Source organism: Bradyrhizobium amphicarpaeae, from assembly GCF_002266435.3.
GTDB lineage: Bacteria > Pseudomonadota > Alphaproteobacteria > Rhizobiales > Xanthobacteraceae > Bradyrhizobium > Bradyrhizobium amphicarpaeae.
Genome location: NZ_CP029426.2, coordinates 4,596,498 through 4,620,691 on the forward strand (window position 1 = coordinate 4,596,498; position 24,194 = coordinate 4,620,691).

Genomic DNA, 24,194 nt, shown 5'->3' on the forward strand with positions numbered 1-24,194 from the left:
GCCGCCTGCCGTCCCTGAGATCGCAACTGCCTTGCATTGCAAGAAACCGGTCCCCGACCAGCGGGGATAGAAAAAATCCAGCCTGGACGATCGGTACTTGGTGCTGCCCGCCCTCACGCGCCCAGCACGTCCGCGAGCCGCAGCTCGTCGGCGACGGGATCCTTCAGGAACAGCTCGGCCTCGATCTCGTCGAGATGCGACAGCATCTCGCGGCGCGCGGCCTGCTTGTCGCGCTTGCGGATCGCGGCGACGATGCCGGCGTGATGATCGGTGCCGCAGGCCGGCGTGTCGTGGCGGCGGTACAGCAGGATGATGAGCGAGGAGCGCGCGATCAGCTCCTTCAGGAATCCAAGATAGATGGTGTGGCCGCTCATCTCGGCGACGAGCTTGTGGAACTCACCGGACAGGCGAACCGAGGCGCGCGCGTCGCCGCGCAGCTCCGCCTCGCGCTCCTCACTGAGGTGTTGCTGAAGACGATCGAGCCAGGCCGGCGACATCGCTTCGATGGCGAGATCGACGATGGTGGGCTCGATCAGGCGCCGCGCCTCGAACACTTGGCGGGCATCGGCCGGCGTGGGACGCGCGACAAAGGCGCCGCGGTTCTTCTCGATATTGACGATGCCCTCATGCGCGAGCTGCTGGAGCGCAGTGCGGACCAGCGTGCGGCTCGCGCCGTAGATCTCGCCGATCTCGTCCTCGCCGAGCTTGGTGCCTGGCAGCAGGCGGTGCTCGAGGATCGCGGCGGTCACGCCCTCCCGGATGCGGCTGACGCGATCGCTGGCGTCTGGCGCGTCGGATTTGGGGCGGGGCTTGGCGGCCATGGTTGCAGGGGCTCGATCGACGACGTTCGCCCCGGATGTTAGTCGACCAGCTGTATCCAATCACAGGCGAAACTTTATACAATCGCCGCCCGCTTTGTGTGCAGACGCCTGCGCGCAGGTTTGACGGCCGGGATGCGCCGGATTCGATCTAACGATCTGACTCCGCTGCACAGTTTCGAGAAACCGGCGGACCGAAGGCGGTTGGCACGGACCTTGCGGAGAGAGCCGCAGCACCGCCTTCCTCTCGGATACGCCATGGCCACTCCCGCCGCTCTCGAACTGGTCGCCGTCACCAAGCGCTACGACACGACGCTGGCGGTCGACACCGTCAATCTGAAGATCCCGGCCGGCACCTATTGCTGCCTGCTCGGCCCGTCCGGCTGCGGCAAGACCTCGACGCTGCGGATGATCGCGGGCCACGAAGCGGTCAGCGAGGGCGACATCATCCTGGGCAGCCAGAACGTCACCGACCTGCCGCCGGCCGAGCGCGGCACCGCGATGATGTTCCAGTCCTACGCGCTGTTTCCGCATCTGAGCGTGATCGACAACGTCGCCTTTGCCCTCAAGATGCGCGGCGTCGACAAGCCGACGCGCCACAAGCGCGCCGGCGAATTGCTGGAGCTGGTGGCGATGAGCCAATATGCAGGCCGACTTCCGGCGCAGCTGTCCGGCGGCCAGCAGCAGCGCGTCGCGCTCGCCCGCGCGCTGATCACCGAGCCGCAGATCCTGCTGCTCGACGAGCCGCTCTCCGCGCTCGATCCGTTCCTGCGCGTGAGGATGCGCGGCGAGCTCAAGCGACTGCAGCGCGAGCTCGGCATCAGCTTCATCCAGGTCACCCACGGCCAGGAAGAGGCGATGGCGCTCGCGGACCACATCGTGGTGATGAACCACGGTAAGATCGAACAGCAGGGCACGGCCCGCGACATCTTTCACCGTCCCCGCACAGAATTCGTGGCCCGCTTCATCGGCGGCCACAACGTCCTCAGCGACGCCGGCAAACTCATCGCCGTCCGCGCCGATCAGCTCGGCATCGCGCCGTTCGTTGACGGCGCGTTCGGCGCGCCGGCGCTGCTGACCCAGACCGAGTACCAGGGCTCCTACATCGCCGTCTCGCTGACGCTCGACGACGGCACCGCCCTGTTCTCCCACGTTCCCGAAGCCACTTTCGACGTCCACCCGTTCCGTCCGGGCGATCGCGTGCTGGCCACCTGGGATCCCGCCAAGGCGCAACGCCTGCAATAGCGCCGATCGATCACTGGAATGCGCAACAGAGGAGTGACTGACATGAGCAAGACCACTGGGACGAAGGGCGTCAGCCGCCGTACGCTGCTCAAGGGCACCGCTGGTCTCGCCGGCCTTGCCGCCGGCTCCGGCGCCATCACCGGCTTTCCCTATGTGAAGTCGGCCGACGCGAAGGTGCTGCGCTATCTCGGCACCGCCGTGAACGAAGGCGACGACATCTCCAAGCAGTGCCTGAAGGACACCGGCATCAAGATCGAATACATCACCGCGACCACCGACGACGTCACCAAGCGCGTGATGACCCAGCCGAACTCCTTTGACGTGCTGGACACCGAATATTTCTCGCTGAAGAAAATTGTGCCGTCGGGCAACATCCTTGCGCTCGACGCCAGGAAGATCAAGGAGTTCGACAACATCACGCCGGTCTTCACCAAGGGCGAGACGCCCGGCGGCAAGAAGATCGGCGGCCAGGGCACCGCGCCCTGGAAGGTGCTCTATCTCGAAGGCAAGGACTCCAAGAAGTTCGCGACCTCGGCGACCGAATTCGTCACGCTGATCCCGACCGTCTACAACGCGGACACGCTCGGCATCCGCCCCGACCTGATCAAGCGTCCGATCAGTTCCTGGTCCGAACTGCTCAACCCCGAATTCAAGGGCAAGGCCTCGATCCTCAACATCCCCTCGATCGGCATCATGGACGCCGCGATGGTGGTGGAAGCCACCGGCAAGTACAAATACGCCGACAAGGGCAACATGACCAAGGAAGAGATCGATCTCACCATGAAGGTGATGACCGAGGCCAAGAAGGCCGGCCAGTTCCGCGCCTTCTGGAAGGACTTCAACGAGAGCGTCAACCTGATGGCTTCTGGCGAGACCGTGATCCAGTCGATGTGGTCGCCGGCGGTGACCAAGGTGCGCTCGATGGGCATCGCCTGCACCTTCCAGCCGCTGAAGGAAGGCTATCGTTCCTGGGCCTCGGGCTTCTGCGTCTCCAAAGGCGTCTCGGGTGCCAAGCTCGACTGGGCCTACGAGTTCGTCAACTGGTTTCTATCAGGCTATGCCGGCGCCTATCTCAACCGCCAGGGCTACTACTCCGCCGTGCTCTCCACCGCGAAGGCGCATATGGAGCCTTACGAGTGGGCGTACTGGATGGAAGGCAAGCCGGCCGAGAAGGACATCAAGGCGCCCGACGGTTCGCTGCTGGAGAAGGCCGGCGCCGTGCGCGACGGCGGCTCCTACGAAGATCGCATGGGCGCCGTCGCCTGCTGGAACGCGGTGATGGACGAGAACGACTACATGGTCCGCAAGTGGAACGAGTTCATCGCGGCGTAACGGACATGTCGGAAGAAGTCCTGCAACAGGCAGCCCCGGGCCTGGTCCCGGGGTCGGGCACGGCGCGCGCGGCGAAGCCGACGCGCCTGTCGCCGTCCTTCATCTCCTGGCTGCAGGCCGGGCCGATGATGCTGGTGTTTCTCGCCTTCTTTCTCATTCCGCTGGTGTTCGTCGTCATCGTCTCGTTCTGGGACTACAACGAATACCAGCTGCTGCCGGCCTTCTCCGGCCGCGGCTACACCGACACGTTCGAAGGCTGCATCGCGCAGCTGCCCGATCTCTGCACGATCGGCAAGACCTATGTGAAGACGCTGAAGCTGTGCTTCATGGTCTGGGCGATCACGCTGTTCATCGGCTTCTGGGTCGCCTATTTCCTCGCCTTCCACGTCAAGTCCAAGACCTGGCAGATGGGATTGTCGCTGCTCTGCACGATCCCGTTCTGGACCTCCAACGTGATCCGCATGATCGCCTGGATTCCGTTGCTCGGCCGCAACGGCCTCGTCAATTCCGGACTGGTCAAGACCGGGCTGGTCAACCATCCCGTGGAATGGCTGCTGTTCTCCGAATTCTCCGTGGTGCTGGCGCTGGTGCACCTCTTCACCTTCTTCATGGTGGTGCCGATCTTCAACTCGATGATCCGCATCGACAAGTCGTTGATCGAGGCCGCCTATGATGCCGGCGCGACCGGCTTCCAGACGCTGGTCAACGTCATCATTCCGCTGGCCAAGCCCGGCATCGTGATCGGCTCGATCTTCGTCATCACCATCGTGATGGGCGACTTCATCACCATCGGCGTGATGGGCGGCCAGCAGATCGCCGCTGCCGGCAAGATCATCGAGACGCGGGTGAACGCGCTGCAATTCCCCGCCGCCGCAGCCAACGCCGTCATCCTGCTCGTCATCACCTTCCTGATCATCACCATGATGTCGCGCATCGTCGACATCAAGAAGGAACTCTAGAGCATGAAGGAAGGACGCCCGCGCTCGTTCTATGTGCTCGCGATCTTCTTCGCGGCCTATGTGCTGTTCCTCTACGGGCCGATGATCGCGATCTACGTACTGTCGTTCCAGGGACCACAGGGCGGCCTCACCTTCCCGATGAACGGCGTGTCGACCTTCTGGATCGCAAAGCTGTTCAAGGGGACCGGGATCGTCGATCTCGGCGCGGCCTTCCGCCGCTCGCTATTGCTCGGCATCATCGTGATGATCGTCACCGTCGTGCTGTCGGTCGCCGCCGGCATGGCCTTCCGCAGGAAGTTCAAGGCGCAGAGCATCCTGTTCTACTCGGCGATCGCCAGCCTGATCGTGCCTTCGATCATCACCTCGCTCGGCATCTCGCTGGAATTTCGCATCATCGACGATCTGATCAAGGCGCATTGGAACGAGAATTTCGAGACCTCGATGGGCCTGCTCACCTCCGGGCTCGGCGCACACCTGACCTGGACGCTGCCGTTCGGGCTGCTCATCATGTTCGCGATCTTCAACCGCTTCGATCCCAGGCTCGAGGAAGCCGCGCGCGATCTCGGCGCGACGCCGTGGCAGACCTTCCGCCACGTCGTGCTGCCGATCATCCTGCCCTCGGTGATCGGTATCGGTCTGTTCGGCTTCACGCTGTCCTGGGACGAGCTCGCGCGCTCCAGCCAGGCGATCGGGGCGGTGAATACATTGCCGCTGGATCTGCAGGGCCTCACCACGACAGTGACGAACCCCGACATCTACGCGCTTGGCACCGTGATCTCGGCCGTGTCGTTCACGGTGATCGCGCTTGCACTCGGCACCATCGCCATGCTCAACAAGCGTCAGGCGGCCAAGGGCTCGGACGCCGGCCAAGGACTCGTCTGACAACGCGCTTGCCTGAGAAGGGACTTGTGTGATCGCGATGCGGCTACACGTCGTCAATCCCAACACCACTGTGACGATGACGGCGAAGATCGCCGCGGCTGCGCGCAGCGTCGCCCTGCCCGACACGGTGATTGACGCGCGCCAGCCCGCGATGGGCCCGGTCTCGATCGAAGGATTTTACGACGAAGCTTTCGCAGTGCCCGGCATGCTCGGCTGCATCCGCGAGGCCGACCGTGACGGCGCCGATGCCCATATCATCGCCTGCTTCGACGACACCGGCCTTGATGCTGCACGCGCGATCGCCAAAGCCCCTGTGGTCGGCATCGGCGAGGCCGGCTTCCACATGGCGACCCTGATCGCGGCGCGCTTTGCCGTGGTGACCACGCTCGGTGTCTCCATCGTGCCGATCGAGCACAACTTACGGAAATACGGCCTCGCCGAGCGCTGCGCGCGCGTTCGCGCCGCCGAGGTCCCGGTGCTCGCGCTCGAGGAGCGCAACGCGGACGCGCTTGCAAAAATCTCCGCGGAGATCACGGCCGCGATCCGCGACGACCGCGCCGAGGCCATCGTGCTCGGCTGCGCCGGCATGGCCGATCTCGCTGCGGAGCTCGCCGCGACGCACGGCCTGCCCGTAGTCGATGGCGTCGCCGCAGCCGTGACGCTGGCGGAATCGCTGGTGCGGCTCGGGCTGACGACGTCGCGGCTCGGACCGTATGCAGCGCCGCGGTCGAAGCCCTATAATGGATTGTTGTCGGGCTTTCGTCCGTAGGTGCAGCACCACATGCCTCTGGACTGCATCAGCAGAGCGTCGGTGTGCCCGACCGACAACAGCGCAAGCTTTTCGCGGCATCGAGTTCCACAATTGTTGTCGCGCCTGTTGCGACCTGCGAGCCTGCAAAAACCTTGATTCGGGGCGCACGCGGGGGCGGAGCATGACGAGATTCTTGACTGCAATGATTGCAGGAGCACTGGCGTGGGCCGCTGTCGCGGGTTCGGCATTGGCCGCCGACTTGCCGGTGAAGGCGCAGCCGGCTGCGGCGCCGTCGTGGTCTGGATTCTACGCCGGCGTGTCGCTCGGCGCTCGCTGGGCCGACAACGACTGGCAGACCAGTGACATCGCACCGAGCTTCGGTGCCGGTTCATTCGTGCCGACTGCTGGCGCCGCCGGCGCAATCGACAGCGTCGCGGCCAGGTTCGGGGGCTATCTCGGTTACAACGCTCAGATCTCGACATCCTGGGTCGCGGGCGTCGAAGCCGATTTCGGCTGGGCCGACAACAAGAAGACGACGAATCCGATACCGGGGACGGTCGGGCTCTTCCTGGGCGCCCCGCTGATTGGCCTTCCATCCGGCAGCGTGCGGGAAACATGGGACGGCAGCCTCCGTGGCCGTCTCGGCTACCTCGTCAGCCCCGCCACACTGGTCTACGGCACTGGCGGCGTGGCGTGGCAGCGCCTCGAACTGAGCGCCAATTGCACCGTCGTTCCCGGAAACTCGTTCTGCTTCGGCGCCCCTCACAACGAAACCTATGCGTCGACACGGGTCGGCTGGACCGTCGGCGGCGGCGTCGAGCACATGATCGGCGGTCATTGGCTCCTGCGCGCCGATTACCGTTACGCCGATTTCGGGACCTGGACCCAAACGTTCTTCGCCGCTGGTGGCGTCGGAATTGGGTTCGACGACCGCTTCACCGCCCACGTCACGGCCCGCACCCACACTGCAACGGTTGGCCTCGCCTACAAGTTCTGAAGTGGACTCACTGACGACCGCATTCCGTCGAATCAGCCCGGCATTGCCTGCCTGGACGGGGCCCGCGGCGTACCGCGGCGTCGAGGTAAACCGGTATCTTGAAACCTTTTTCGTTGAATTCCGTTCGTTCTTGTCGGCCCAGCCTCTTTTTGGTCCCAATCGTTGCCGATCAGTAACACTTTCGGGACGCCCCGGCGGCTTTCGGCATGCCGGTCTTCGCCACTCACCAAGTTTCCAATTTGGGTTTTGTCAGCGATGCACGATCTCGCAGCGGACACTCGGTCCAATCCCCTGCTTCGTCTTGGCGCCCAGCCGATCGCACTGACTGCGGCCGCGCTGCTGCTGCTGATCGCGGGCGTCACCTCGATCGCGATCTGGCGCGCCTATACCGGCGCAGTTCCTGAGCCCGACCGGGTGGTGGCGTCGCGGCAGCTCCAGGCCCGCACCGCCCAGGCCTCCGAGCAGCTGGTCGAGAAGACCAAGGGGCTGGAGGCGACCCAGCAGGAATCGATCGACCAGCTTCAGGTCGTGCAGGACCAGCTCCAGACCATGAAGCGGCTGATGGCGGCGCAGCAGGCTGACACCAAGCGCCTGTCCGAACAGGTCGCGTCACTGAACGAGTCGATCGACGGCTTACGGCAATCGTTTGCCAGCGCACGGTCGACCGAAGTTGAAACGCCCTCGGTTACCCGCAGGAAACCGGCGCGACACCGTGTCCACGCCAGTGCACGCAAGCGCTCGCGCGGCTGAGCGCCACGCGGTGGAACTTTTATTTTGGCCACTTGTGAACTGGATCACATTCGCCCGTATGATTCCGCGCGATGGTCACCGTTACCGGATGGCGTGAGCCGATTTCAATGTCCGGGGCTGGCAAGGTCGTTGACGGTATACTGCGTCAACGGCCTTGTTTTTTGGTCGGTCAGCCTTTCGCCAAGGCGCTATTCGCAGACGTCCACGCGGCGGTATCGCCATCCAGCTGGGGTCCTGACACGCTTCCGCACCACGTAGCAGCCGCCGTAGCCGTCGTTATAGGCGGGACCATAATCGTCGGGAACGGCGTAATAGGGGTAGCCGTAGCCATAGCCGTAATAGCCGCCGTACAGGCCGGCACCGGCGATGCCCGCCCCGATCCCCACGCCCGGCCAGAAACCGCCGCCGTGCCAGTGGCCGCCATGGCCCCAGCCGCCACCGTGGCCCCAGCCACCGTGTCCAAATCCGCGCGCCTCGGCCGCATGCGGCACCGACAAGCCGATCGCCGCAACGGCCAGCGCCGCCATCATCATCCTGCGTAACATCACTCGATCCTCTGCGTGGAAACGCTCCACGCTTCAAAGCGGGGACCAAGCTAACGTTATCGGGGCATTCCGGACAGCCACACTGCCTCACTTCCCCGCGAGAATTCAGCAGCCGCGACAGATGCTCTTGAGCTTCTTGTCGAGCAAACGATTCTCGGCGGCGACGGCCGCATCTGTTCCACCGCCGGTGGCGGCGGCGCCTCCGCCGCCTGACCCTGACGATTGAGCCGTGCCGAGGCTGTTCGTGCCGGGCGGTGGGGCCGACGAATTGGCGACGCCTCCACTCGATCCCGCAGCGCCGCCGGTCGATCCGGCAGACCCGCCACCCGCTTGCGCAAAAGCTATGGCGGGCATCGCCGCGAGCGCAAAGATCGTGATCATGGTCTTGAGCGAGGCGGTTGCGGACGAGGCGGCCATCGGAAATCTCCTTCACCGGTCAACCGCCGTTGCGAAGTCCGGTTCCGGAACAATTGCCGCCGCCTGAGCTTGAACCAGCAGCGCAATTCGACGCGCACAAGCTCATCACCACGACTCCAACAACAGGAAGGCAAAGTCACGATGACGGATCGCGACCCCTTTGCGGAAGGCGAACGCGCGGCGCGCGAAAACATCCCCGCCGAAGCAAATCCCTATACGGATGGCAGCGACGAGCACGCATTATGGTCGGCGGGTCACGAGAGGGTTGCGAGCGCGACGGAAGCAAGCGAGTCCGAAGGCACTTAACCGATCCGCTTCAGGCCCTTCGTGAAGCGCGGACCGTTGGCGACATAGAATCTGGCCGCACTCCCCATCTTCTGCACCTGGGCATCGTCGAGCGTGCGGATCACGCGCGCCGGTGAGCCGATGATCAGGGAACGTTCGGGAAATTCCTTGCCCTCGGTGATGACGGAACCGGCTCCGACGATGCTGTTGCGGCCGATCTTCGCGCCGTTCATCACGATCGAGCCCATGCCGACCAGCGCGCCCTCCCCGATGGTGCAGCCGTGCAGGATGACGTTGTGGCCGACCGTGCAGTTGTTTCCGATGACGAGGGGAAAGCCGAGATCGGTGTGGCAGGTCGAGCCATCCTGCACATTGGCGCCCTCGCCGATCTCGATCCATTCATTGTCGCCGCGCAGCACCGCGCCGAACCAGACGCTGGCACCCGGCTTCAGGCGCACACGGCCGATCACGGTCGCGGTCTCAGCGATGAAATAATTGCCGTCGGCGGGAAGATCGGGCGCCTGCCCGTCGAGCTCGTAGATCGCCATGGAGGTCTCCTGTCGCGTTGACCACTGGCATAGCGAAACGGCAGCCGCGAGGCAAAGGCGCCGGCAGCGCTCGATGCGCGGGCGTCAGCCCAGAACGCCGGCGGCGCGCAGCGTCATCAGGAAGAAGGTGCCGCTCATCATGCTCCAGAAGCCGGCGATGACGGTCGCCATCATCACGAATTCGGCGCGGCGGCTTTCCACCCGCATGCCGCGCAGCGTGTTGCGCATGATGATGAAGGGCGCGGCGAACACCAGGAACGGCACTGCAGCGAAGGTCTTCGGCGCCACGCCGTCCTGCAACAGGCCGAAGCCGGCGGGCCGCTGCGCCAGCGCCTGGTATCCGTTCACGAGCGCGCCCGCGAGCGCGAAACCGATGCAGATCGAGAACAGGGTATTGAAAGCTTCAGGTGTCATCGGAACGGTCCGCCCTTACGCAACGCCACCGCCTTCCTGTGACAAATCGTGCTGGTTAACGCTACATTATCCTTAAGCGAAGGTTAACGCCGCCGTCCCGTCGGCGCAGGGCGGTCCCCGCCCCCCGCAGCCCGGAACGCTGCGCGATATCGCCGCCGCATGGCATATTCGCCGCTGATTCGTCGGCCATCGGCCGACTTCCGGCCCGGCCTCGCAAAGACTCATGACGGTGTTTTCGGCAGCTCCCCCCAGGTCCCCCCGCACGCGCACCTCGACGCGCATCTGGGCGCATGCCGTCCCGATCGTGCTCGGCGGCATTGCCGCGGTCGGCGCAGTCGCGCTCGTCGCCTATCTGTTGTGGCCGACCTGGGGCACACGCGGCGCGGACGCCCCGGACAAGCTGCCGGTGAGCGTCGGCGGCACGCTGTTCAACCTGCCGGTGACGGCGATCCGCATGAAGATCCAGCGGCACTCCGGGCCGCAGGAGCGCATCGATCTCGACTTCCTCTATCCGTCGCTCGAGCCGCCCAGCGCGCCGAAGCACGTCACCGCCGACACGGTGGAAGCGGCGGTGCAATCGATCGACCGCATCTTCATGTCGATCGCAGCCCATCACGATGCGCTCTCGCCCGAGCAGCGGGCAGCCACGATCTATCCGCGCTACCTCGACCCGGCCGCGGCGACGCCGGTGGACGGGCTGACAATGCGGATGTTCCGCGCCGACACGCCCTACGGCAGCGAGGACTTCTATTCCGCTGCCAGCCCCGCGCTGACCGCGCGCTGCACCCGCGATGCGGCCACCCCCGGCATGTGCCTGTCCGAGCGCCGGGTCGGCGGTGCCGACCTCACCTTCCGTTATCCGCGGAGCTGGCTGTCGCAGTGGCACGATGTGGCGGAGGCGATGGACAGGCTGACGGCGCAGCTGCGCGGGCCGAAGGGGTGAGCGGGGCTGCGCGCCCTGGCTCCCGAAGCCAAAACTGCGAAAACAACCCCATGCACAGTAACCAAGCGCCTGTGATTGTTCGTATTTTTCGAAGTCGAATTTGGCGTTTTGACGTCGTCATGGGGCAGTTGTGAAGCTGCTGTTCGTCATTGCGAGCGCAGCGAAGCAATCCGGAATCCCTCTCCGGAAAGATTCCTGGATTGCTTCCGCCTTTGCCAAGGCTTCGGCGGACAAGTCGCTTCGCTCGCAATGACGATGTGGAGAGAGCGCGCTCGATTTCGATGCGTGTCCCGGACGCGCTGCAGCGTTCTTACGCTGCTGCGCAGAGCCGGGATCCAGAAGGCCCCGAGCTCCGCCGTTGCATGGGCCCCGGCTCTGCAGCGCACCGCCGAAGGGGCGCTGCGCTGCGTCCGGGGCGCGCGGCCGAAGTGGCGGTGCAGAATTATTCCTGATCGACCAGATCGTCCTCGAGGATCGCCATCTGGAACTGGAACGAGCGATCGTCGTCCTCGTCGTCGACGAAGAGCACGCCGATGAACTCCTCGCCGATATAGACTTCGGCGGAATCGTCCTTCTTCGGCCGCGGCACGACGCGGATCTTGGGATTGCCGAATACGCGCTTCAGATACGCATCGAGCTTTCTGACTTCTTTGACGTCCACGGCAAGTCTCCGATCGAAATTGGCAGGCCGCGTTTTAGGACGAGACGCGGCGAACCGCCAGCATGAATTGCCAAACAATTTGGGGACGAAAAGGGCCGGAGAATCCGGCCCTTGCACGCGAGTTCAAAGCCCCATCGCGTTGATCATCTGATCCATGGTGCGCGAGGGCTCGGCGCAGCCGGCCTCACCGACGACCTTGGCAGGCACGCCCGCGACGGTGACGTTGTGCGGCACCGGCTTGACCACGACCGAGCCGGCGGCGATGCGCGCGCAATGGCCGATCTCGATGTTGCCGAGAATCTTCGCGCCGGCGCCGATCAGCACGCCGTGGCGGATCTTCGGGTGACGGTCCTCGTTCTCCTTGCCGGTGCCGCCGAGCGTGACACCGTGCAGGATCGAGACGTCGTCCTCGATGATGGCAGTCTCGCCGCAGACGAAGCCGGTGGCGTGGTCGAGGAAGATGCCGCGGCCGATGCGCGCGGCGGGATTGATGTCGGTCTGGAACACCGCGGAGGCGCGGCTCTGCAGATAATACGCGAAATCCTTGCGGCCCTTCAGATAGAGCCAGTGCGCCAGCCGATGGGTCTGGATGGCGTGAAAGCCCTTGAAGTAAAGCAAGGGATCGATGAAGCGCGAGGTCGCGGGATCGCGGTCGTAGACGGCGACGAGATCGGCGCGGAAGGCGTTGCCGAGATCGGGATCGTCGCGCAGCGCTTCGTCATAGGTCTGGCGAACGAGGTCGCCCGACAGAGCTGAGTGATCGAGCCGGTCGGCGACGCGGTGGATCACCGAATCCTCCAGACGGCTGTGATGCAGCACCGTCGAATAGATGAAGGTCGCAAGCTCGGGCTCGCGATGGACGATGTCCTCCGCCTCGCCCCGGATCCGATCCCAGATCGGATCGAGCGATGCGAGCTTTCCTCCCGGATTGACCTGATGCACTGCCATGATTTGCTCTTTGGGATTTGTTCTTCGAGTGGGCTCGTTTGACCGGTTCTATAGCATAGTCTAGGCGCCGAAGTCCTGACCGGCTTGCCTGGGAGTGAACAGCGCCTTGCCTCGCGAATGCATATCAAGACGTTGAAACACAACAGCTTCTTTCGACGACCCCAAGCAGCGAGGTCGGCTCAAAGTGGTCAGAGTTTTGCCAAATTCAAGCCGGGCGACTTCAGACTATTGGTGAATTCTCTCCGAGCGGCTATTGCGAGCATGGTCGGAACCGGGGACGGGAAGCGGATTTGAGCATCACCACCGATCAACTGCGCGCGCGCGCCGCGGGTACGCTTTGGCTGCGTCTGGCGGCGGTCGCCCTGCCGCTGCTGATGATCGCGCCGGCGTTCTGGAACGGCTACCCGCTGTTGCAATGGGATACCGGCGGCTATCTGGCGCGCTGGTACGAGGGCTATCTCGTTCCCAGCCGCTCCACGGTGTTCGGGCTCTATCTGCACTACGGCGAGAGCTTCGGTTTCTGGATCAACCTCGGGGTCCAGTCGCTGGCGACGCTGTGGCTGCTGCAGCTCACCCTGCGCGTGCTCTCGATGATGCAGACCTTCCGCTTCGTCGCGATCAGCCTCTGCCTGATCGTGTCGACCGCGCTGCCCTGGCTTGCGAGCATGCTGCTCACCGACATCTTTGCCGGGCTCGCGGTGCTGTCGCTGTTTCTGCTGGTCGTCGGCGCCGGCCGCACCTCGACGCTGGAAAAGATCGCGCTGTTCGTCTTCACCGCCTTTGCCGCGGCCACCCACAGCGCCACGCTCGGCGTGTTGCTCGGCCTCTGCGTCGCGGGCTGGATGGTGCGGCCGTTTCTGAAGGATCGCCTGCCGGTCGCCGGCCTGGCGCAGGCGAGCCTCACCATCGTCGCGGGCGCGGTGATGCTGGTCTCGGCGAATTATGCGCTGTCAGGCAAGGTCGCCTGGACGCCCGGTGGCACCGGCGTCGCGTTCGGGCGCATGATGCAGGACGGCATCGTCGCGCAATATCTGAACGACCATTGCCCGCGCGAGCGCTACAAGCTCTGTCCCTATCGCAACGAATTGCCGGCGACCGCCGACGAATTCCTGTGGGGCAAGAGCGTGTTCAACGCGCTCGGCCGTTTCGAAGGCCTGAACGACGAGATGGGCAGCATCGTCGTGCAGTCGCTGAAGGACTATCCGCTCTGGCAGGCCGGCGCCGCGCTGCGCGCGATGGGCCAGCAATTGCTGCATGTCGCGACCGGCGAAGGCACCAACGGCTGGATCCCCCACACCCGCGGCATCATCGAGCGCTACGTGCCTTCGCAGGCGGCGCCGATGCGCGCGGCGCGTCAGCAGAATTGGGGCATCAATTTCGACTATGTGAACTGGCTGCATGTCCCGGTCGCGCTGGCCTCGATGCTGGCGCTGGTTGCCCTGCTCGGCCGCGCGTTGGCACACCGCCGGCTCGACGATTTGACACTGCTGGCGGCAACCGTGACCCTCGCTCTGCTCGGCAACGCCTTCATCTGCGCCGTCATCTCCGGCCCCCACGACCGCTACGGCGCAAGGATGGTGTGGGTTGCGACGTTCGTGGTGCTGATGGCGGTGGGGCGGAGGGTTGGGGAGGACGGCAAGGCGCGGTGAGATTGGTTGAAGGGGCATCGGGGGTTGGCCTCTTGTTTAAGCATGACCCCCGCGCCCCATTTACGGAGGTCAAGCGTTTGGTAGGTTTGCCGTCCTTCAGCCTGAGGGCGAACAATGAAGCAGATACTTTGTGTTATAGCTTTTGTCATGATTGCAACCTCGGCTCGTGCGCAGCTCACATCTGAGCCCGCGCCAGGGACGCTGCCGGCCGGTCAGAGTGTGCTCGTCGATGACGGCACGTGTGGGCCAGGAAAGATCAAGAAAGTCACTGGCGGTAGCGACACGAATATGACGACGGGTCAAGCGATCAAAGGCGGATCCGGCCGAAAGAGAACCTGCATCAAGAAGCCTTAGAAGCGCCAGCAGGAGGTCGCCCAATCGGCGGCCTCTCTCCTAGCTGCCGCACTTTCTTGAAGGTAGCGAACGGGGCGATAGACCTAGGCAGACGCCGCTTGAGCCGATAGTCTTGCCCCTTTGGAGCACAGATCATTTGGCCAAGTTTTATTTATTGCTCGCGATTTCGATATCAGCTTTCTACTTCTCGGCCAGCGCCGACGAGGGGATGAAGATCCAATTCTCATTTGGGCCGACCAAACCCTGTACGACCGTTTTTCCAAATCCCGAGATTCGGCTCAAGCACGTTCCAGCGGAGACCCGCACGGTCATAGTGAGGTTTCGCAGAGAGAAGGACTACGAGATGGGCGGCCAAGAGATACCGCTTCCCTCGGATCACCTCATAAAATCCGAAAGCTTGAGGACCTGGGGCCCGTGTAATTCTGGCCTCTATACCTACGAGGTCATCGCTAAAGCCAGCACGGGGGCTGTTTTGGCGAAAGCTGAATGGTCGGAGCCCTACCCTCCGTAAAGCCCGCAGGATCGGTAGAGCACCAGCGAAACCCATCAATCCGTTCGCCGCTGACGAAGCATGATGGGTTTCGCAAGGGCTCAACCCATCCTACGCGCTGGCCTCTATGCTGATGAGATTTGGATGAAGCGTCCTCGCGCTTGGCTTCGTCCAAGCAGCGAGCGCATTCATTCGCCCCCATGTTTTCACACCGCCTTGGCGAGCGCGATCAGCCGGAAATCCTCCAGCGCCGCGTGCCGATGCGGGGCGACTTCGCGCCGGTAGGTCTCGGTGTCGACGATCGAGCGGAAGGTGGCGAAATCGCCGTATTCATTGATTGCCGCTTCGTCCCAGCGTTCGCTTGGCGAGCCGACGAGGCTCGCCAGGACCGGTCCGGAGAACATCCGCACCAGCGGCTTACCGGCCGCCAGACGCCGGAATGCCGGCCTGTAGCGTTCGTTAAAGGCTTCGCGGCCTGAGCAGGGCGCGGCGTCGAATCCGTCCTCGTAATGCGCATGGGCGCGGTAGCGCAGCAGATTGAGCATATAGACCGGCTGGCCGGGCGGAATCGCGCGCTCGGCGGCATCAAGGGCTTGCAGGGTGATTTCGATGAGGTTCATGGGACGTCTCGCGTTCCCAGCGCCGCAGAATGCGCGCTGACGTTCTGCATGTAGCCGTTCGGGAATGGCCCTTGTAGTGACCACACAGCCATGACTATGTGGACTACATGTCCACAACGACTTTGCCTCCCGACCTCTCGCGTCTCCTCGCCTTCGTCCGCGTCGTCGAGGCGGGCTCCTTTGCCGAAGCCGCGCGGCGGGCGGGGACGACCACCTCGGCGATGTCCAAGGCGGTCGCCCGCTTCGAAAAGGCGCGCGGGTTGCGGCTTTTGCATCGCTCCACCCATTCGTTGGCGCTCACTGAGGAGGGCGACAGGCTGATGGCGGCGGGACGCGCGTTGGTCGAGAGTCTCGCCCGTGTCCAATCCGCGCTCGGCGAAGTCGCGCGCGACGAGGGCGGACGGGTGCGCGTGACCGCCCCCGCCTCGTTCGCGCGCGCCTGCATCCTGCCGCGACTGCCCGCGTTCCTGCGGGAACGCCCGGAAATCGAGATCGAAGTCAAATTCCGCAACGAGATTCTCGATCTCGCGGCGGAAGGCGTCGACATCGCAATCCGTTCAGGGCCGCTCGACCGCGCGCCCGGCCATCACGTGCGGCGTCTTTGCACGTTCTCCTGGATCGCTTGCGCCTCGCCTGCCTATCTGAAAGCGCGCGGCACGCCGACTAGTCCGGACGAGCTTTCTGCGCACGACCACGTCGGCTTCCGGAATCCCGCGAACGGTCAGATCCTGACCTGGCGCTTTGCCAACCCGCGGGGCAAAGGAGCCATTCGCGTCACGCCCAAGCCCAAGCACATTTGCGACGACGCGCACGCTTCGCTCGCTTTGATGGTGAATGGGTTCGGGGTCGGCTGGGGGCCGGCGTGGCTCGTCGAGGAAGACCTTCGCGCCGGCCGGCTGGTCGAAGTGCTTGCGCCCTGGCGCGCGTCTGGAGAACCGCTATGGATGCTGCGGACCTCCGACCGCCGCCCGCCCCTGCGCACGCAACGCGTCATGTCGTTCCTCACCACGCTTGCCGCTGGGTTCAGCGACAAGGCGGTGTGAAGCATCGGTCGTCACCGAAGTTCGGGCGCCAGGAAACTGAGCTCCAGCCCGCAGGATGGGTAGAGCGCCAGCGAAACCCATCAATCCGTTCGCCGCTGACGAAGCATGATGGGTTTCGCAAGAGCTCTACCCATCCTACGGGCTGAACTTCAAATAGGCTTTGAGCTTCGCTCAGGTTGAAGTTCCGTGGCGACTTGATGTTACGGCGCGAAGTTCAGCGAGATCTGCGATGCGCTGCAATGGCGAAAAATCCACTTTCCACAGATCGAGCTCAAACAATTCCCCTCGCTGATCGACATTGAGCGCGACTGAGACGATCACGCCATCTGCATCATGGAATTCGGCTTCACCGACACACCTGCCGAAGCGTCGGTCTGGGCTGCCGACGAAGCGAATACTACCCATTCCACCGTCGTTCATTTCCTCGACGAGGTGGAAACGGCCATTCGAAGGTGACGACGGCCCCAGAATATAGACGATCAAGTCACGCTCTTCGGCTGTCAGTGCGCGTGGCATCTTCCTGCTCGCAGCTTCTAGCGAGCTTCGATTATACCATGCTGGACTCGAGATGTCCGCGTCTCGCCCTGAGCCGACGACCCGACCTCTCGCCATGACGCTTGCAAGAACTCCAGCTGGTCGCCGTCGCCTCATCCCCGCCGGGCCAAAAACTCCAGCACGCCATTCTTGTACACCTTGTCGCCCACTGCGCGCATGTGGTCGCGGTTGGGAATGTCCAGCACTTCCGAGCCCGGGATGATCGCTCCGAGCGCGCTGGCACTTCCTGCGACATCGTCGGTCGAGCCGACCGCGATCAGCACGGGCACGTCGATGCGCGCGGCTTCGTCTCTCGTCATGAGATCGCGCGTGCCGCGCAGGCAGGCGGCGAGCGCGCGGCGGTCGGAGCGGGTTTGGTCCGCAAACGCGCGAAACGTGCGACCGACGGGATCGGTGACGTCGTCGAGATCCGGCGCTTCCAGCGCCTCGGCGACGTTCTCGCCGGGGCCGGTGCCCTCGATCAGGCCGCCGATGCCGATGCCGCCGAGGATCGCCGAGCGCAGCCGCTGCGGCTCGTTGAGCGAGAGCCAGGCGGTCATCCGGCCGCCCATCGAATAGCCCATGATATCGGCCTGCGGGATGGCGAGATGATCCATCAGCGCGAGCACGTCGCCGGCCATCACGGGAATCGAATATTGGGCGGGCTCGTAGAGCTTCTCGCTTTCACCATGGCCGCGATTGTCGAGCGCGATGACACGGCGCCCGTTCTTGCGCAGCTCAGAGACCCAGGTCGGATAGACCCAGTTGACGTTCTTGCTGGAGGCGAAGCCGTGCACCAAGATGATCGGATCGCCCTCGCCTTCGTCGAGATAGGCAATTTCAACGGCGCCGTTGTGAAAGCTCGGCATCAGCAGTTCCGTAGTGTTGTGGGGAGTGATTGATCTTAGGCCGTGACGGCCGTGCTTGCCAGAGCCGTATCGGCTGCGATCCGCGCCCGGCGTAAGCGCCGCGCTCTCTTCCGATCGCACCAGGCCTGGGTCAGGCGTTCGGTGGTCGCCTTGATCGACGAGAGAAGGCCGAACAGCGTCAGTGCCGCACCGAACAGCCACAGCGCCAGATCGAACGCGCCGCCGATCAGCAGCAGCGCGCCGCGGCCGAGCAGCTTCATGATCGCGCGCGCCTTGCCGCCCTGCGCTTCGGCAAGCCGCGCCGCGCGCGCGACGTCCTTGGGGCCTTCGGCGATGCGGAGCGTATCCATCGCCCCGCGCGTGCCGGTCTTCTCCGCGACGCGCGTGACGTCCTTGCCGAGCCGGACCAGCGCACCGGCCTTCTCCGCCCGGAACGCGGCCTTGATCGCGCTGACGGTATCGCGCGGCCGCAGCACCGAGCCCGATACCACCGCATTGCGCAGCGCCGGCGTGTCGACGACGTCGCGCGCGGAACGGCCGGCCCAGACGGCGAGCCCCTCGCCGAGCCGCCCGACCTTGCGCGCATCCTTAACCAGCGTCAGTCCGGCGCGCACCGGCGCAGCACCGCCGACGGACACGTAGGTGGCCGCCGTCACCGCAAGGCCCGCGGCCGCCAACCCGAGCACGAGGCGGTCGGTATCCTCGCCCATGGCCAGATGCTTGCCCTCGCGCACCACGTCCCTGATGTCGCCGATCACGAAGAGATCGCCCGCCACCGTCCCGGACAGGCTCGCGACGTCGTCGGCATTGCCGGTCACGAGCCCGGTGGCGAACCGTTTGGCGAAATGCGAGCTGGAACCTTCGGCCTTGACCGCGTCATTGACGCGGCTCAAGAGGTCGTCAGGCAGCGCGATATTGCGGTCACGCGCGAGCGCGACGAAACTGTCGGCGAGATCGGCATCGCCGGCGGCGAGCGCGGCTTCGACGTGGTCCTGGACCAGGCGGTCATTGTGCCGCAGCACTTGGTCGAGCTTGAGCTCGGAGAGCACGGCTGGATCATCCTGGGCGGCGAGGATCGCGCCGGCCTCACGGGCGTGCGGTGCTACCTGCGCGAGCATGAAGCTGCACGCCGCGATACCGGTCAACGCTGTGCTGATTCGCAGCCACTTCATGTGGAAAAGCCCGGCGATCCCTGAAATCGTCTGCGCCTCAAGATTCGTCGTTCGGCGCAATTTGCTCGTCCCAGAGACATAGTATGCCAAAATTGCGACACAACGTCCCCGACGAAAGAAGGGCTTCTCTCAGGCCTCAAGATTGTGTCGAATTTGCATGAGCAAATGAGCATGGGGCAATTGCGAACCTTTCGGTTCCGCTGGACTAGCAATCATCCACACCCGCCAGTATGGTCCGCGGCGCCTTAAAGATGCCGCGTCAGGTCTTGATTGTGTCTGCCGCCATTGCCACTCCAGGATGAGTTACGATGTCCGACCATGTTGTCCCGCACTTCCATAACGATGCCGGTGTCCCCGTCATCGAGATCGGCTCGCAAGAGTTCATGTGCGTGGGCGCCAACCCTCCGTTCGACCATCCGCACGTCTTCCTGGACCTCGGCAACGACAACGAGATCATCTGCCCCTACTGCTCGACGCTGTACCGTTTCGCCGCCGACCTGAAGGCCGGCGAAGCCCGCCCGCCGGAATGCGTCCTGAAGGACAAGGTGGCCTGACCCCGCCCTTCGGTCAGGGGTGGCGCTCTCCCGCACGATTGTCATCGCCGGTGCCGGCATCGGTGGACTGACGGCTGCGCTGGCGCTGGCAGCCCGTGGCTTCCGAATCGTCGTGCTGGAAAAGGCCGAGCGGCTCGAGGAAGTCGGCGCAGGCCTGCAACTCTCCCCCAATGCCAGCCGCGTGCTGGTCGAGCTCGGCCTCGCCGAGCGCCTCACGTCGCGCGCCGTCACGCCGGAGGCAGTCTCGATCATGAGCGCGCGGGCCGGCGGCGAATTGTTGCGCATGCCGCTCGGCGAAGCCGCCTCGCTGCGGGCCGGCGCCCCCTATTGGGTGATCCACCGCGCCGACCTGCAATCGGCGCTGGCGGGCGCCGTGGCCGAGCATCCCGACATCGACCTGAAGCTCGGCGCGACCTTCGAAGACGTCGCACCCCATGCCAAGGGGCTCACGGTGGTCCATCGCAGCGGCACGATCCGCCGCAGCGATCTCGCCAGCGCGCTGATCGGCGCCGACGGCATCTGGTCGACCGTGCGCCAGCATCTGTTTCCCGAGGTGCAGCCGCGCTTCTCCGGGCTGATCGCCTGGCGCGGCACGCTGGATGCCACGCAGCTGCCGAAGGATTACACCGCGCGCCGGGTGCAGCTGTGGATGGGCCCGAATGCCCATCTCGTCGCCTATCCGATCGCGGGCGGACGCCAGATCAACGTGGTCGCCGTGTTGCCGGGCACCTGGAACAGGCCGGGCTGGAGCACGCCCGGCGATCCGCTCGAGGTGATGGATGCCTTCGCCGCGCCGCGCTGGCCCGCCTCGGCGCGCATGATGCTCGCCACGGTCGACAGCTGGCGGAAATGGGCGCTGTTCGGCGTGCCCGACGGCTGCCCCTGGAGCAAGGGTGCGGTGGCGCTGCTCGGCGATTCCGTGCATGCGATGCTGCCTTTTGCAGCGCAGGGCGCCGGCATGGCGATCGAGGATGCCGCGGTGCTCGCCCGGCACCTCAGCCTTGAAGCCGCCGAGAGCAGCGCGGGCATCAGTGCTGCGCTGACGCAATACGGCCGTGCCCGTCAGGCGCGGGTGCGGCGCGTGCAGCGGACCGCGCGGCAGCAGGGCCGCATCTATCATCTCGGCGGACCGCTGGCGGCCGCGCGCGATCTTGCGATCCGCGCGCTCGGCCCGGACCGCATGCTGGCGCGGCAGGACTGGATTTACGGTTGGCGGCCCTGATGCGAAGCGCCGCCGGCGCCGCGCCTCAGCGCGACGCCTTGCCGGGTTTCGAAGCGGGCCTGGCGATCGCCGCAGGCGACAATGGCGTGGCAGGCGGCGTCGCCTCGGGCGGCGTTTCCCGGCACCGGTTGCGGCGCCAGGCGTCCTCGGCCATTTGCGACGACCCGCGCACGGCAACATAATCGTTGCGATAGGCGAGCTCGGATACCACGGCGCCGCCGGCCCCGGTCTCGGCCTTCTCCATCAGCCCCCGCAACTCGTCGGTGCGCTTGGCGAGCAATTTGCGCTCGGCCTCCAGCTGCTTGCAGTCGTACAGTTCGTATTTGGCGGGATCGGCGAAGGCCGGCGCGATCGTCTCGCTCATGCTGGCGCAGCCGGACAAGCCGGCGCCAGCCGCAAGCAGCGCGAGGAGCGCGCCGAAGCCGCGCGGCGATGTGAAAAACGAAGCAGCCATGCCGGATGAATAGTCCCCGTGGATTGAGAATGCCTAAAGCAACACCAGATGTCCGGATTGAGGCTTTGCCTTGTGCGCCCGGCTCGCTTAAGGAAGAACCGTCCCTCCGGGCCCAAAAAGCGCCAATTCCAGACGGCCAAGGATGGACTTAAGTATTTGATCTCGTTGGATCAAGCGGGCATGGCGGAATTGGTAGACGCAAGGGACTTAAAATCCCTCGGTGCGCAAGCGCTGTGCCGGTTCGACCCCGGCTGCCCGCACCACGAGCTCTGACGGCACCCTGCGTTGCGGGCAGCGATCGCGAGCGGACATTGAAGATTGATCCCTAGGCCATTCATGGCTCCGCGCAACATGGGGGCGCGCCGAAGATCGTGATCGGGCCGACCGCCAGGGTGGCGATCACCAGCTGAACGCGCCGATCACACGATGCCCGCCTGGCTGCAAGTGACCGGCCTGCCGTGGGGCCTGTTGCAGACGCCGGGCACCCTGACCTGATCCGGTTCGAAACGATGGACGGGCTCGCCCGCGCATTTGCAGATGGTCAGGCTCTTAGCGAGGTGGCCGGCGAAAGCTTCGGACGAGGTCACAATCACCGCCCCCTCGGGACCGATCTCCTCGACGAGGTAGCGCGGCTCCTTGCCGCCGTCCTTGGCCATCAGGAGCGAGCGAAATCGATCTTCTTCCGGAAAAGTCAACGACGGCCGCGATCCCGGTGGTCCGAACCTGTCGGTTGTCGTGACGGGCGGTGCTTCCACCGCAACTCTCGGGAGGGTCGGCTTCACCTCGCCGATCTCAACGCTCTTTGGGTCCTTGCCCGCATCAAGCGCCTCATTCATGGCTTCGAAAATGTCACCGGCCGTGACGACCCTCGATCCATGACCGTCACCGACGACCACGGCTCTCGTTCCGGCCCTGATCTTGTCGAGCGCTTGCGGAAGTGAAAGCGTCGGCTTCACCCGCCCCAAGACAATCCGCTGCATCGAAAGCCCCTCCCGGAACTCAGCGCTGTCACGATCGAAACGTTCTGCGCCGCTGACGACGTCAGCTCACGCCGGGCCTATTTCAGAACCTTTTTCTTCGCCCATTCCCGGACGCGCTCCTCCGAGACTTCGAAATGCATGGTGTCGCGGAAGCCGACGCCAGAGTACCAACCCGCCTTGTTGAAAAGCGGAATGAGGAGCGCGATGAACGCCGGCACGCTCCCGCCGGTGTTCGCGGGCGCGTCGAAGCCGACGACCTTGAAATCCACCGCCGTTCCCCAGGCGTGATTGGAAATGTGGGTGCTGACCGAACCATTGGTCGGCTTGCGCATGCGCACGCTGAGCATGCCTTCGGTCGACAGAACGTTCGCGAGATCCGGCTCCTTCGCGAAAGCTTTCGCCAGAACGGCTTTCACGTCGTCGATGGCCGGCTTGATGCCGGTGAGGCGAAATAGCGGAGACATCCGCTCCAGCACGACGTTGCGCTTGACGAGATCGGATGCGCGCTCGTTCTGTCCGACGGTCGTAAGCGGCATATGAGGCGAACCGAGGAGCGAGATCATCGTCTCCTCCTTGGCGCTCGAGAGTCCATTGTTGATGGGCAGCAGAGTGGCAAGACGGACCGGTGCCGAAAAACGGCGGGCCAGATCAGCACGGCTCACCGTCGCGCCCGCGCCGAGCGCCCGGGCGGCAGGCCCGGCTGCCGCGATCGCCGGCGCATCGACGATCCGTTCCACCGCCAGCATCAGCTCCTTGCTCGCCGACCGCACCTCGGCGGCACGATTGATGATCGGCCCCCAATGTCCCGCCTCCTCCCGCAGCCCCAGCGCAGCGATCTCGACCACCATGGCCGGACATTCCTTGCTGAGCTTTTGAAAGGCAAAGCCCGGGGAAGCCGGATCGCCGAAATTCTCGCGGTCGCGGTCGTTCTCGCGCGGCCGCATATCCACCTCGAATATCTCGCGGAGCCCCTCGCCGGGATGATCCTGATAATGGTGGAAGACGTCGAGCAATTCGGCACGCGGCGCAACGAGGTCGAAGCTCATCTGGAACAGACCCGCCTCCGCGGTGTTGGCCGCCCGGTTGTTGGCGCTCCGGTCCCGTCCTTCGCAGCAACGCCCGCTGCTCTCCCGCATGCCAAGACCAAGCAGCAGGACGAACAGGGCTCGCAAGCGCTCGACAGCGGTCGCCGTGCCCATGCCGATGGCCCTCAACTGGTCGCTATACCAGCTGAGAGCATCTCCCTTGAGATGGCCGTGGGAATGGAATGCAGGTTCCAAGGCGCGCGCCATGCGATCCGCGACGGGATCATGCGCCTGCAATCGCGCGTAGGCCGACGCGTAAGCCACCGCCATGCCTTCGGTGTAGCCGATGCAGGCCACGCCGCGATTTTTCCAGTCATATCGCGCGATCGCCGATACTTTTGCAGCGGTGATGACCTGGGGCGTGACGTCGGCCACCAAGGGTGCAGCATCGGACAAGGGGGCAAGGAGTTCGAAGCGATGATCCTGCCCATCCAGGTTCACCACGGACGTTTTTGATGGTGGCTTGGGCGTCTGTTTCCTGGCCATGCAATCCTCCAGCAGCCGCCAAGACCGGCGGCCTTCAAAAAAATGTTCGACAATCAACGCAACGTGTAATGGTAACTTCTGGCAATAATGACCATTAGTACGGCGCCGCCACGGGGCCGTCAACCTCAGCGTGTCACACGATCTCGCACGCACCGATCACGCTTCGGACACCAGGCCTCCGCCGGAC

At 64.6% G+C, this 24,194-nt stretch carries 28 protein-coding genes and 1 tRNA gene; 15 read left to right on the forward strand and 14 right to left on the reverse strand.

The features are described from left to right. Positions 1 to 113 precede the first annotated feature (113 nt). Positions 114 to 821: a GntR family transcriptional regulator gene (locus tag CIT40_RS21560; protein ID WP_094895514.1), complete on the reverse strand. Its 708-nt coding sequence runs from the start codon at positions 819 to 821 to the stop codon at positions 114 to 116. Positions 822 to 1,076: 255 nt separating this feature from the next. Here CIT40_RS21560 and CIT40_RS21565 point away from each other — a divergent pair, with 255 nt between their 5' ends. From CIT40_RS21565 to CIT40_RS21595, 7 genes are all read left to right on the forward strand, one after another. Further along, positions 1,077 to 2,063 carry an ABC transporter ATP-binding protein gene (locus CIT40_RS21565; protein WP_094895515.1) on the forward strand — a complete coding sequence of 329 codons (987 nt, stop codon included), beginning with the start codon at positions 1,077 to 1,079 and terminating at the stop codon, positions 2,061 to 2,063. A 42-nt stretch (positions 2,064 to 2,105) separates the two neighbouring features. Further along, a complete protein-coding gene (locus tag CIT40_RS21570) occupies positions 2,106 to 3,395 on the forward strand; it encodes an ABC transporter substrate-binding protein (protein WP_162307604.1) in 1,290 nt (429 codons plus the stop codon). A gap of 5 nt (positions 3,396 to 3,400) precedes the next feature. Further along, entirely contained in the window at positions 3,401 to 4,354 is a 954-nt protein-coding gene (locus CIT40_RS21575; RefSeq protein ID WP_094895517.1) for an ABC transporter permease, read from the forward strand. 3 nt (positions 4,355 to 4,357) lie between these two features. Continuing rightward, complete coding sequence (locus CIT40_RS21580) at positions 4,358 to 5,236, forward strand: ABC transporter permease (RefSeq protein ID WP_094895518.1); 879 nt, start codon at positions 4,358 to 4,360, stop codon at positions 5,234 to 5,236. Between the two features lie 37 nt (positions 5,237 to 5,273). Further along, positions 5,274 to 6,005 carry an aspartate/glutamate racemase family protein gene (locus CIT40_RS21585; protein WP_094895753.1) on the forward strand — a complete coding sequence of 244 codons (732 nt, stop codon included), beginning with the start codon at positions 5,274 to 5,276 and terminating at the stop codon, positions 6,003 to 6,005. A 163-nt stretch (positions 6,006 to 6,168) separates the two neighbouring features. Continuing rightward, positions 6,169 to 6,984, forward strand: coding sequence for an outer membrane protein (locus CIT40_RS21590; protein ID WP_244611824.1), 816 nt, complete (start codon positions 6,169 to 6,171; stop codon positions 6,982 to 6,984). A gap of 255 nt (positions 6,985 to 7,239) precedes the next feature. Continuing rightward, positions 7,240 to 7,734 carry a hypothetical protein gene (locus CIT40_RS21595; RefSeq protein WP_094895520.1) on the forward strand — a complete coding sequence of 165 codons (495 nt, stop codon included), beginning with the start codon at positions 7,240 to 7,242 and terminating at the stop codon, positions 7,732 to 7,734. A 188-nt stretch (positions 7,735 to 7,922) separates the two neighbouring features. Here CIT40_RS21595 and CIT40_RS21600 read toward each other — a convergent pair whose 3' ends face one another. Beyond that, positions 7,923 to 8,279 (reverse strand): hypothetical protein, encoded by a 357-nt coding sequence (locus CIT40_RS21600; RefSeq protein WP_094895521.1) that lies wholly within the window; start codon positions 8,277 to 8,279, stop codon positions 7,923 to 7,925. 105 nt (positions 8,280 to 8,384) lie between these two features. After that, positions 8,385 to 8,696, reverse strand: coding sequence for a hypothetical protein (locus tag CIT40_RS21605; protein WP_193550876.1), 312 nt, complete (start codon positions 8,694 to 8,696; stop codon positions 8,385 to 8,387). A gap of 141 nt (positions 8,697 to 8,837) precedes the next feature. Here CIT40_RS21605 and CIT40_RS21610 point away from each other — a divergent pair, with 141 nt between their 5' ends. Beyond that, a complete protein-coding gene (locus tag CIT40_RS21610) occupies positions 8,838 to 9,002 on the forward strand; it encodes a hypothetical protein (RefSeq protein ID WP_167443368.1) in 165 nt (54 codons plus the stop codon). Here CIT40_RS21610 and CIT40_RS21615 read toward each other — a convergent pair. Together CIT40_RS21615 and CIT40_RS21620 are read right to left on the reverse strand one after the other, a co-directional pair. Beyond that, the gene (locus CIT40_RS21615; protein ID WP_094895522.1) at positions 8,999 to 9,529 is read right to left on the reverse strand and encodes a gamma carbonic anhydrase family protein; all 531 of its coding nucleotides are present in this window, start codon (positions 9,527 to 9,529) and stop codon (positions 8,999 to 9,001) included. The two genes, CIT40_RS21610 and CIT40_RS21615, sit on opposite strands and share 4 nt — an antisense overlap. A gap of 84 nt (positions 9,530 to 9,613) precedes the next feature. Continuing rightward, positions 9,614 to 9,943, reverse strand: a complete 330-nt coding sequence (locus CIT40_RS21620) for a DUF6949 family protein (RefSeq protein WP_094895523.1) — start codon at positions 9,941 to 9,943, stop codon at positions 9,614 to 9,616. A 223-nt stretch (positions 9,944 to 10,166) separates the two neighbouring features. On the opposite strand from CIT40_RS21620, the gene CIT40_RS21625 reads away from it, so the two are divergent. Then, positions 10,167 to 10,886 carry a hypothetical protein gene (locus CIT40_RS21625; RefSeq protein WP_094895524.1) on the forward strand — a complete coding sequence of 240 codons (720 nt, stop codon included), beginning with the start codon at positions 10,167 to 10,169 and terminating at the stop codon, positions 10,884 to 10,886. A gap of 442 nt (positions 10,887 to 11,328) precedes the next feature. On the opposite strand, the gene CIT40_RS21630 is transcribed toward CIT40_RS21625, so the two are convergent. After that, positions 11,329 to 11,547 carry a DUF3126 family protein gene (locus CIT40_RS21630; RefSeq protein WP_007602550.1) on the reverse strand — a complete coding sequence of 73 codons (219 nt, stop codon included), beginning with the start codon at positions 11,545 to 11,547 and terminating at the stop codon, positions 11,329 to 11,331. A gap of 123 nt (positions 11,548 to 11,670) precedes the next feature. Beyond that, a complete protein-coding gene (gene cysE, locus CIT40_RS21635) occupies positions 11,671 to 12,495 on the reverse strand; it encodes a serine O-acetyltransferase (RefSeq protein ID WP_094895525.1) in 825 nt (274 codons plus the stop codon). 290 nt (positions 12,496 to 12,785) lie between these two features. Here cysE and CIT40_RS21640 point away from each other — a divergent pair, with 290 nt between their 5' ends. Together CIT40_RS21640 and CIT40_RS32935 are read left to right on the forward strand one after the other, a co-directional pair. Beyond that, complete coding sequence (locus CIT40_RS21640) at positions 12,786 to 14,144, forward strand: hypothetical protein (protein ID WP_162307605.1); 1,359 nt, start codon at positions 12,786 to 12,788, stop codon at positions 14,142 to 14,144. Positions 14,145 to 14,291: 147 nt separating this feature from the next. Then, the gene (locus CIT40_RS32935; RefSeq protein WP_414645430.1) at positions 14,292 to 14,498 is read left to right on the forward strand and encodes a DUF6719 family protein; all 207 of its coding nucleotides are present in this window, start codon (positions 14,292 to 14,294) and stop codon (positions 14,496 to 14,498) included. 696 nt (positions 14,499 to 15,194) lie between these two features. On the opposite strand, the gene CIT40_RS21645 is transcribed toward CIT40_RS32935, so the two are convergent. Next, positions 15,195 to 15,608, reverse strand: coding sequence for a hypothetical protein (locus tag CIT40_RS21645; protein WP_094895527.1), 414 nt, complete (start codon positions 15,606 to 15,608; stop codon positions 15,195 to 15,197). 107 nt (positions 15,609 to 15,715) lie between these two features. On the opposite strand from CIT40_RS21645, the gene CIT40_RS21650 reads away from it, so the two are divergent. Then, the gene (locus CIT40_RS21650; protein WP_094895528.1) at positions 15,716 to 16,651 is read left to right on the forward strand and encodes a LysR family transcriptional regulator; all 936 of its coding nucleotides are present in this window, start codon (positions 15,716 to 15,718) and stop codon (positions 16,649 to 16,651) included. Between the two features lie 171 nt (positions 16,652 to 16,822). On the opposite strand, the gene CIT40_RS21655 is transcribed toward CIT40_RS21650, so the two are convergent. The 3 genes from CIT40_RS21655 to CIT40_RS21665 all read right to left on the reverse strand — a co-directional run bounded on the left by CIT40_RS21655 (position 16,823) and on the right by CIT40_RS21665 (position 19,226). Further along, positions 16,823 to 17,167, reverse strand: a complete 345-nt coding sequence (locus CIT40_RS21655) for a DUF6984 family protein (protein ID WP_094895529.1) — start codon at positions 17,165 to 17,167, stop codon at positions 16,823 to 16,825. 131 nt (positions 17,168 to 17,298) lie between these two features. Further along, positions 17,299 to 18,054, reverse strand: a complete 756-nt coding sequence (locus tag CIT40_RS21660) for an alpha/beta fold hydrolase (RefSeq protein ID WP_162307606.1) — start codon at positions 18,052 to 18,054, stop codon at positions 17,299 to 17,301. 35 nt (positions 18,055 to 18,089) lie between these two features. Then, positions 18,090 to 19,226, reverse strand: a complete 1,137-nt coding sequence (locus CIT40_RS21665) for a hypothetical protein (protein WP_094895531.1) — start codon at positions 19,224 to 19,226, stop codon at positions 18,090 to 18,092. Between the two features lie 308 nt (positions 19,227 to 19,534). Between CIT40_RS21665 and CIT40_RS21670 the strand changes: the two genes are divergently transcribed. Both CIT40_RS21670 and CIT40_RS21675 read left to right on the forward strand, forming a co-directional pair. Continuing rightward, entirely contained in the window at positions 19,535 to 19,780 is a 246-nt protein-coding gene (locus tag CIT40_RS21670; RefSeq protein WP_007602543.1) for a zinc-finger domain-containing protein, read from the forward strand. Between the two features lie 19 nt (positions 19,781 to 19,799). Beyond that, complete coding sequence (locus CIT40_RS21675) at positions 19,800 to 21,002, forward strand: FAD-dependent monooxygenase (RefSeq protein WP_094895532.1); 1,203 nt, start codon at positions 19,800 to 19,802, stop codon at positions 21,000 to 21,002. Between the two features lie 25 nt (positions 21,003 to 21,027). Here the strand turns inward: CIT40_RS21675 and CIT40_RS21680 are convergent, their stop codons facing one another. Further along, positions 21,028 to 21,456, reverse strand: a complete 429-nt coding sequence (locus tag CIT40_RS21680; protein ID WP_094895533.1) for a twin-arginine translocation pathway signal — start codon at positions 21,454 to 21,456, stop codon at positions 21,028 to 21,030. Positions 21,457 to 21,630: 174 nt separating this feature from the next. On the opposite strand from CIT40_RS21680, the gene CIT40_RS21685 reads away from it, so the two are divergent. Further along, positions 21,631 to 21,719, forward strand: a tRNA-Leu gene (locus CIT40_RS21685). Positions 21,720 to 21,875: 156 nt separating this feature from the next. Here CIT40_RS21685 and CIT40_RS21690 read toward each other — a convergent pair. Both CIT40_RS21690 and CIT40_RS21695 read right to left on the reverse strand, forming a co-directional pair. Further along, positions 21,876 to 22,436, reverse strand: coding sequence for a hypothetical protein (locus CIT40_RS21690; protein ID WP_094895534.1), 561 nt, complete (start codon positions 22,434 to 22,436; stop codon positions 21,876 to 21,878). A gap of 77 nt (positions 22,437 to 22,513) precedes the next feature. After that, positions 22,514 to 24,007 (reverse strand): M15 family metallopeptidase, encoded by a 1,494-nt coding sequence (locus CIT40_RS21695; RefSeq protein ID WP_094895535.1) that lies wholly within the window; start codon positions 24,005 to 24,007, stop codon positions 22,514 to 22,516. Between the last annotated feature and the right edge of the window lie 187 nt (positions 24,008 to 24,194).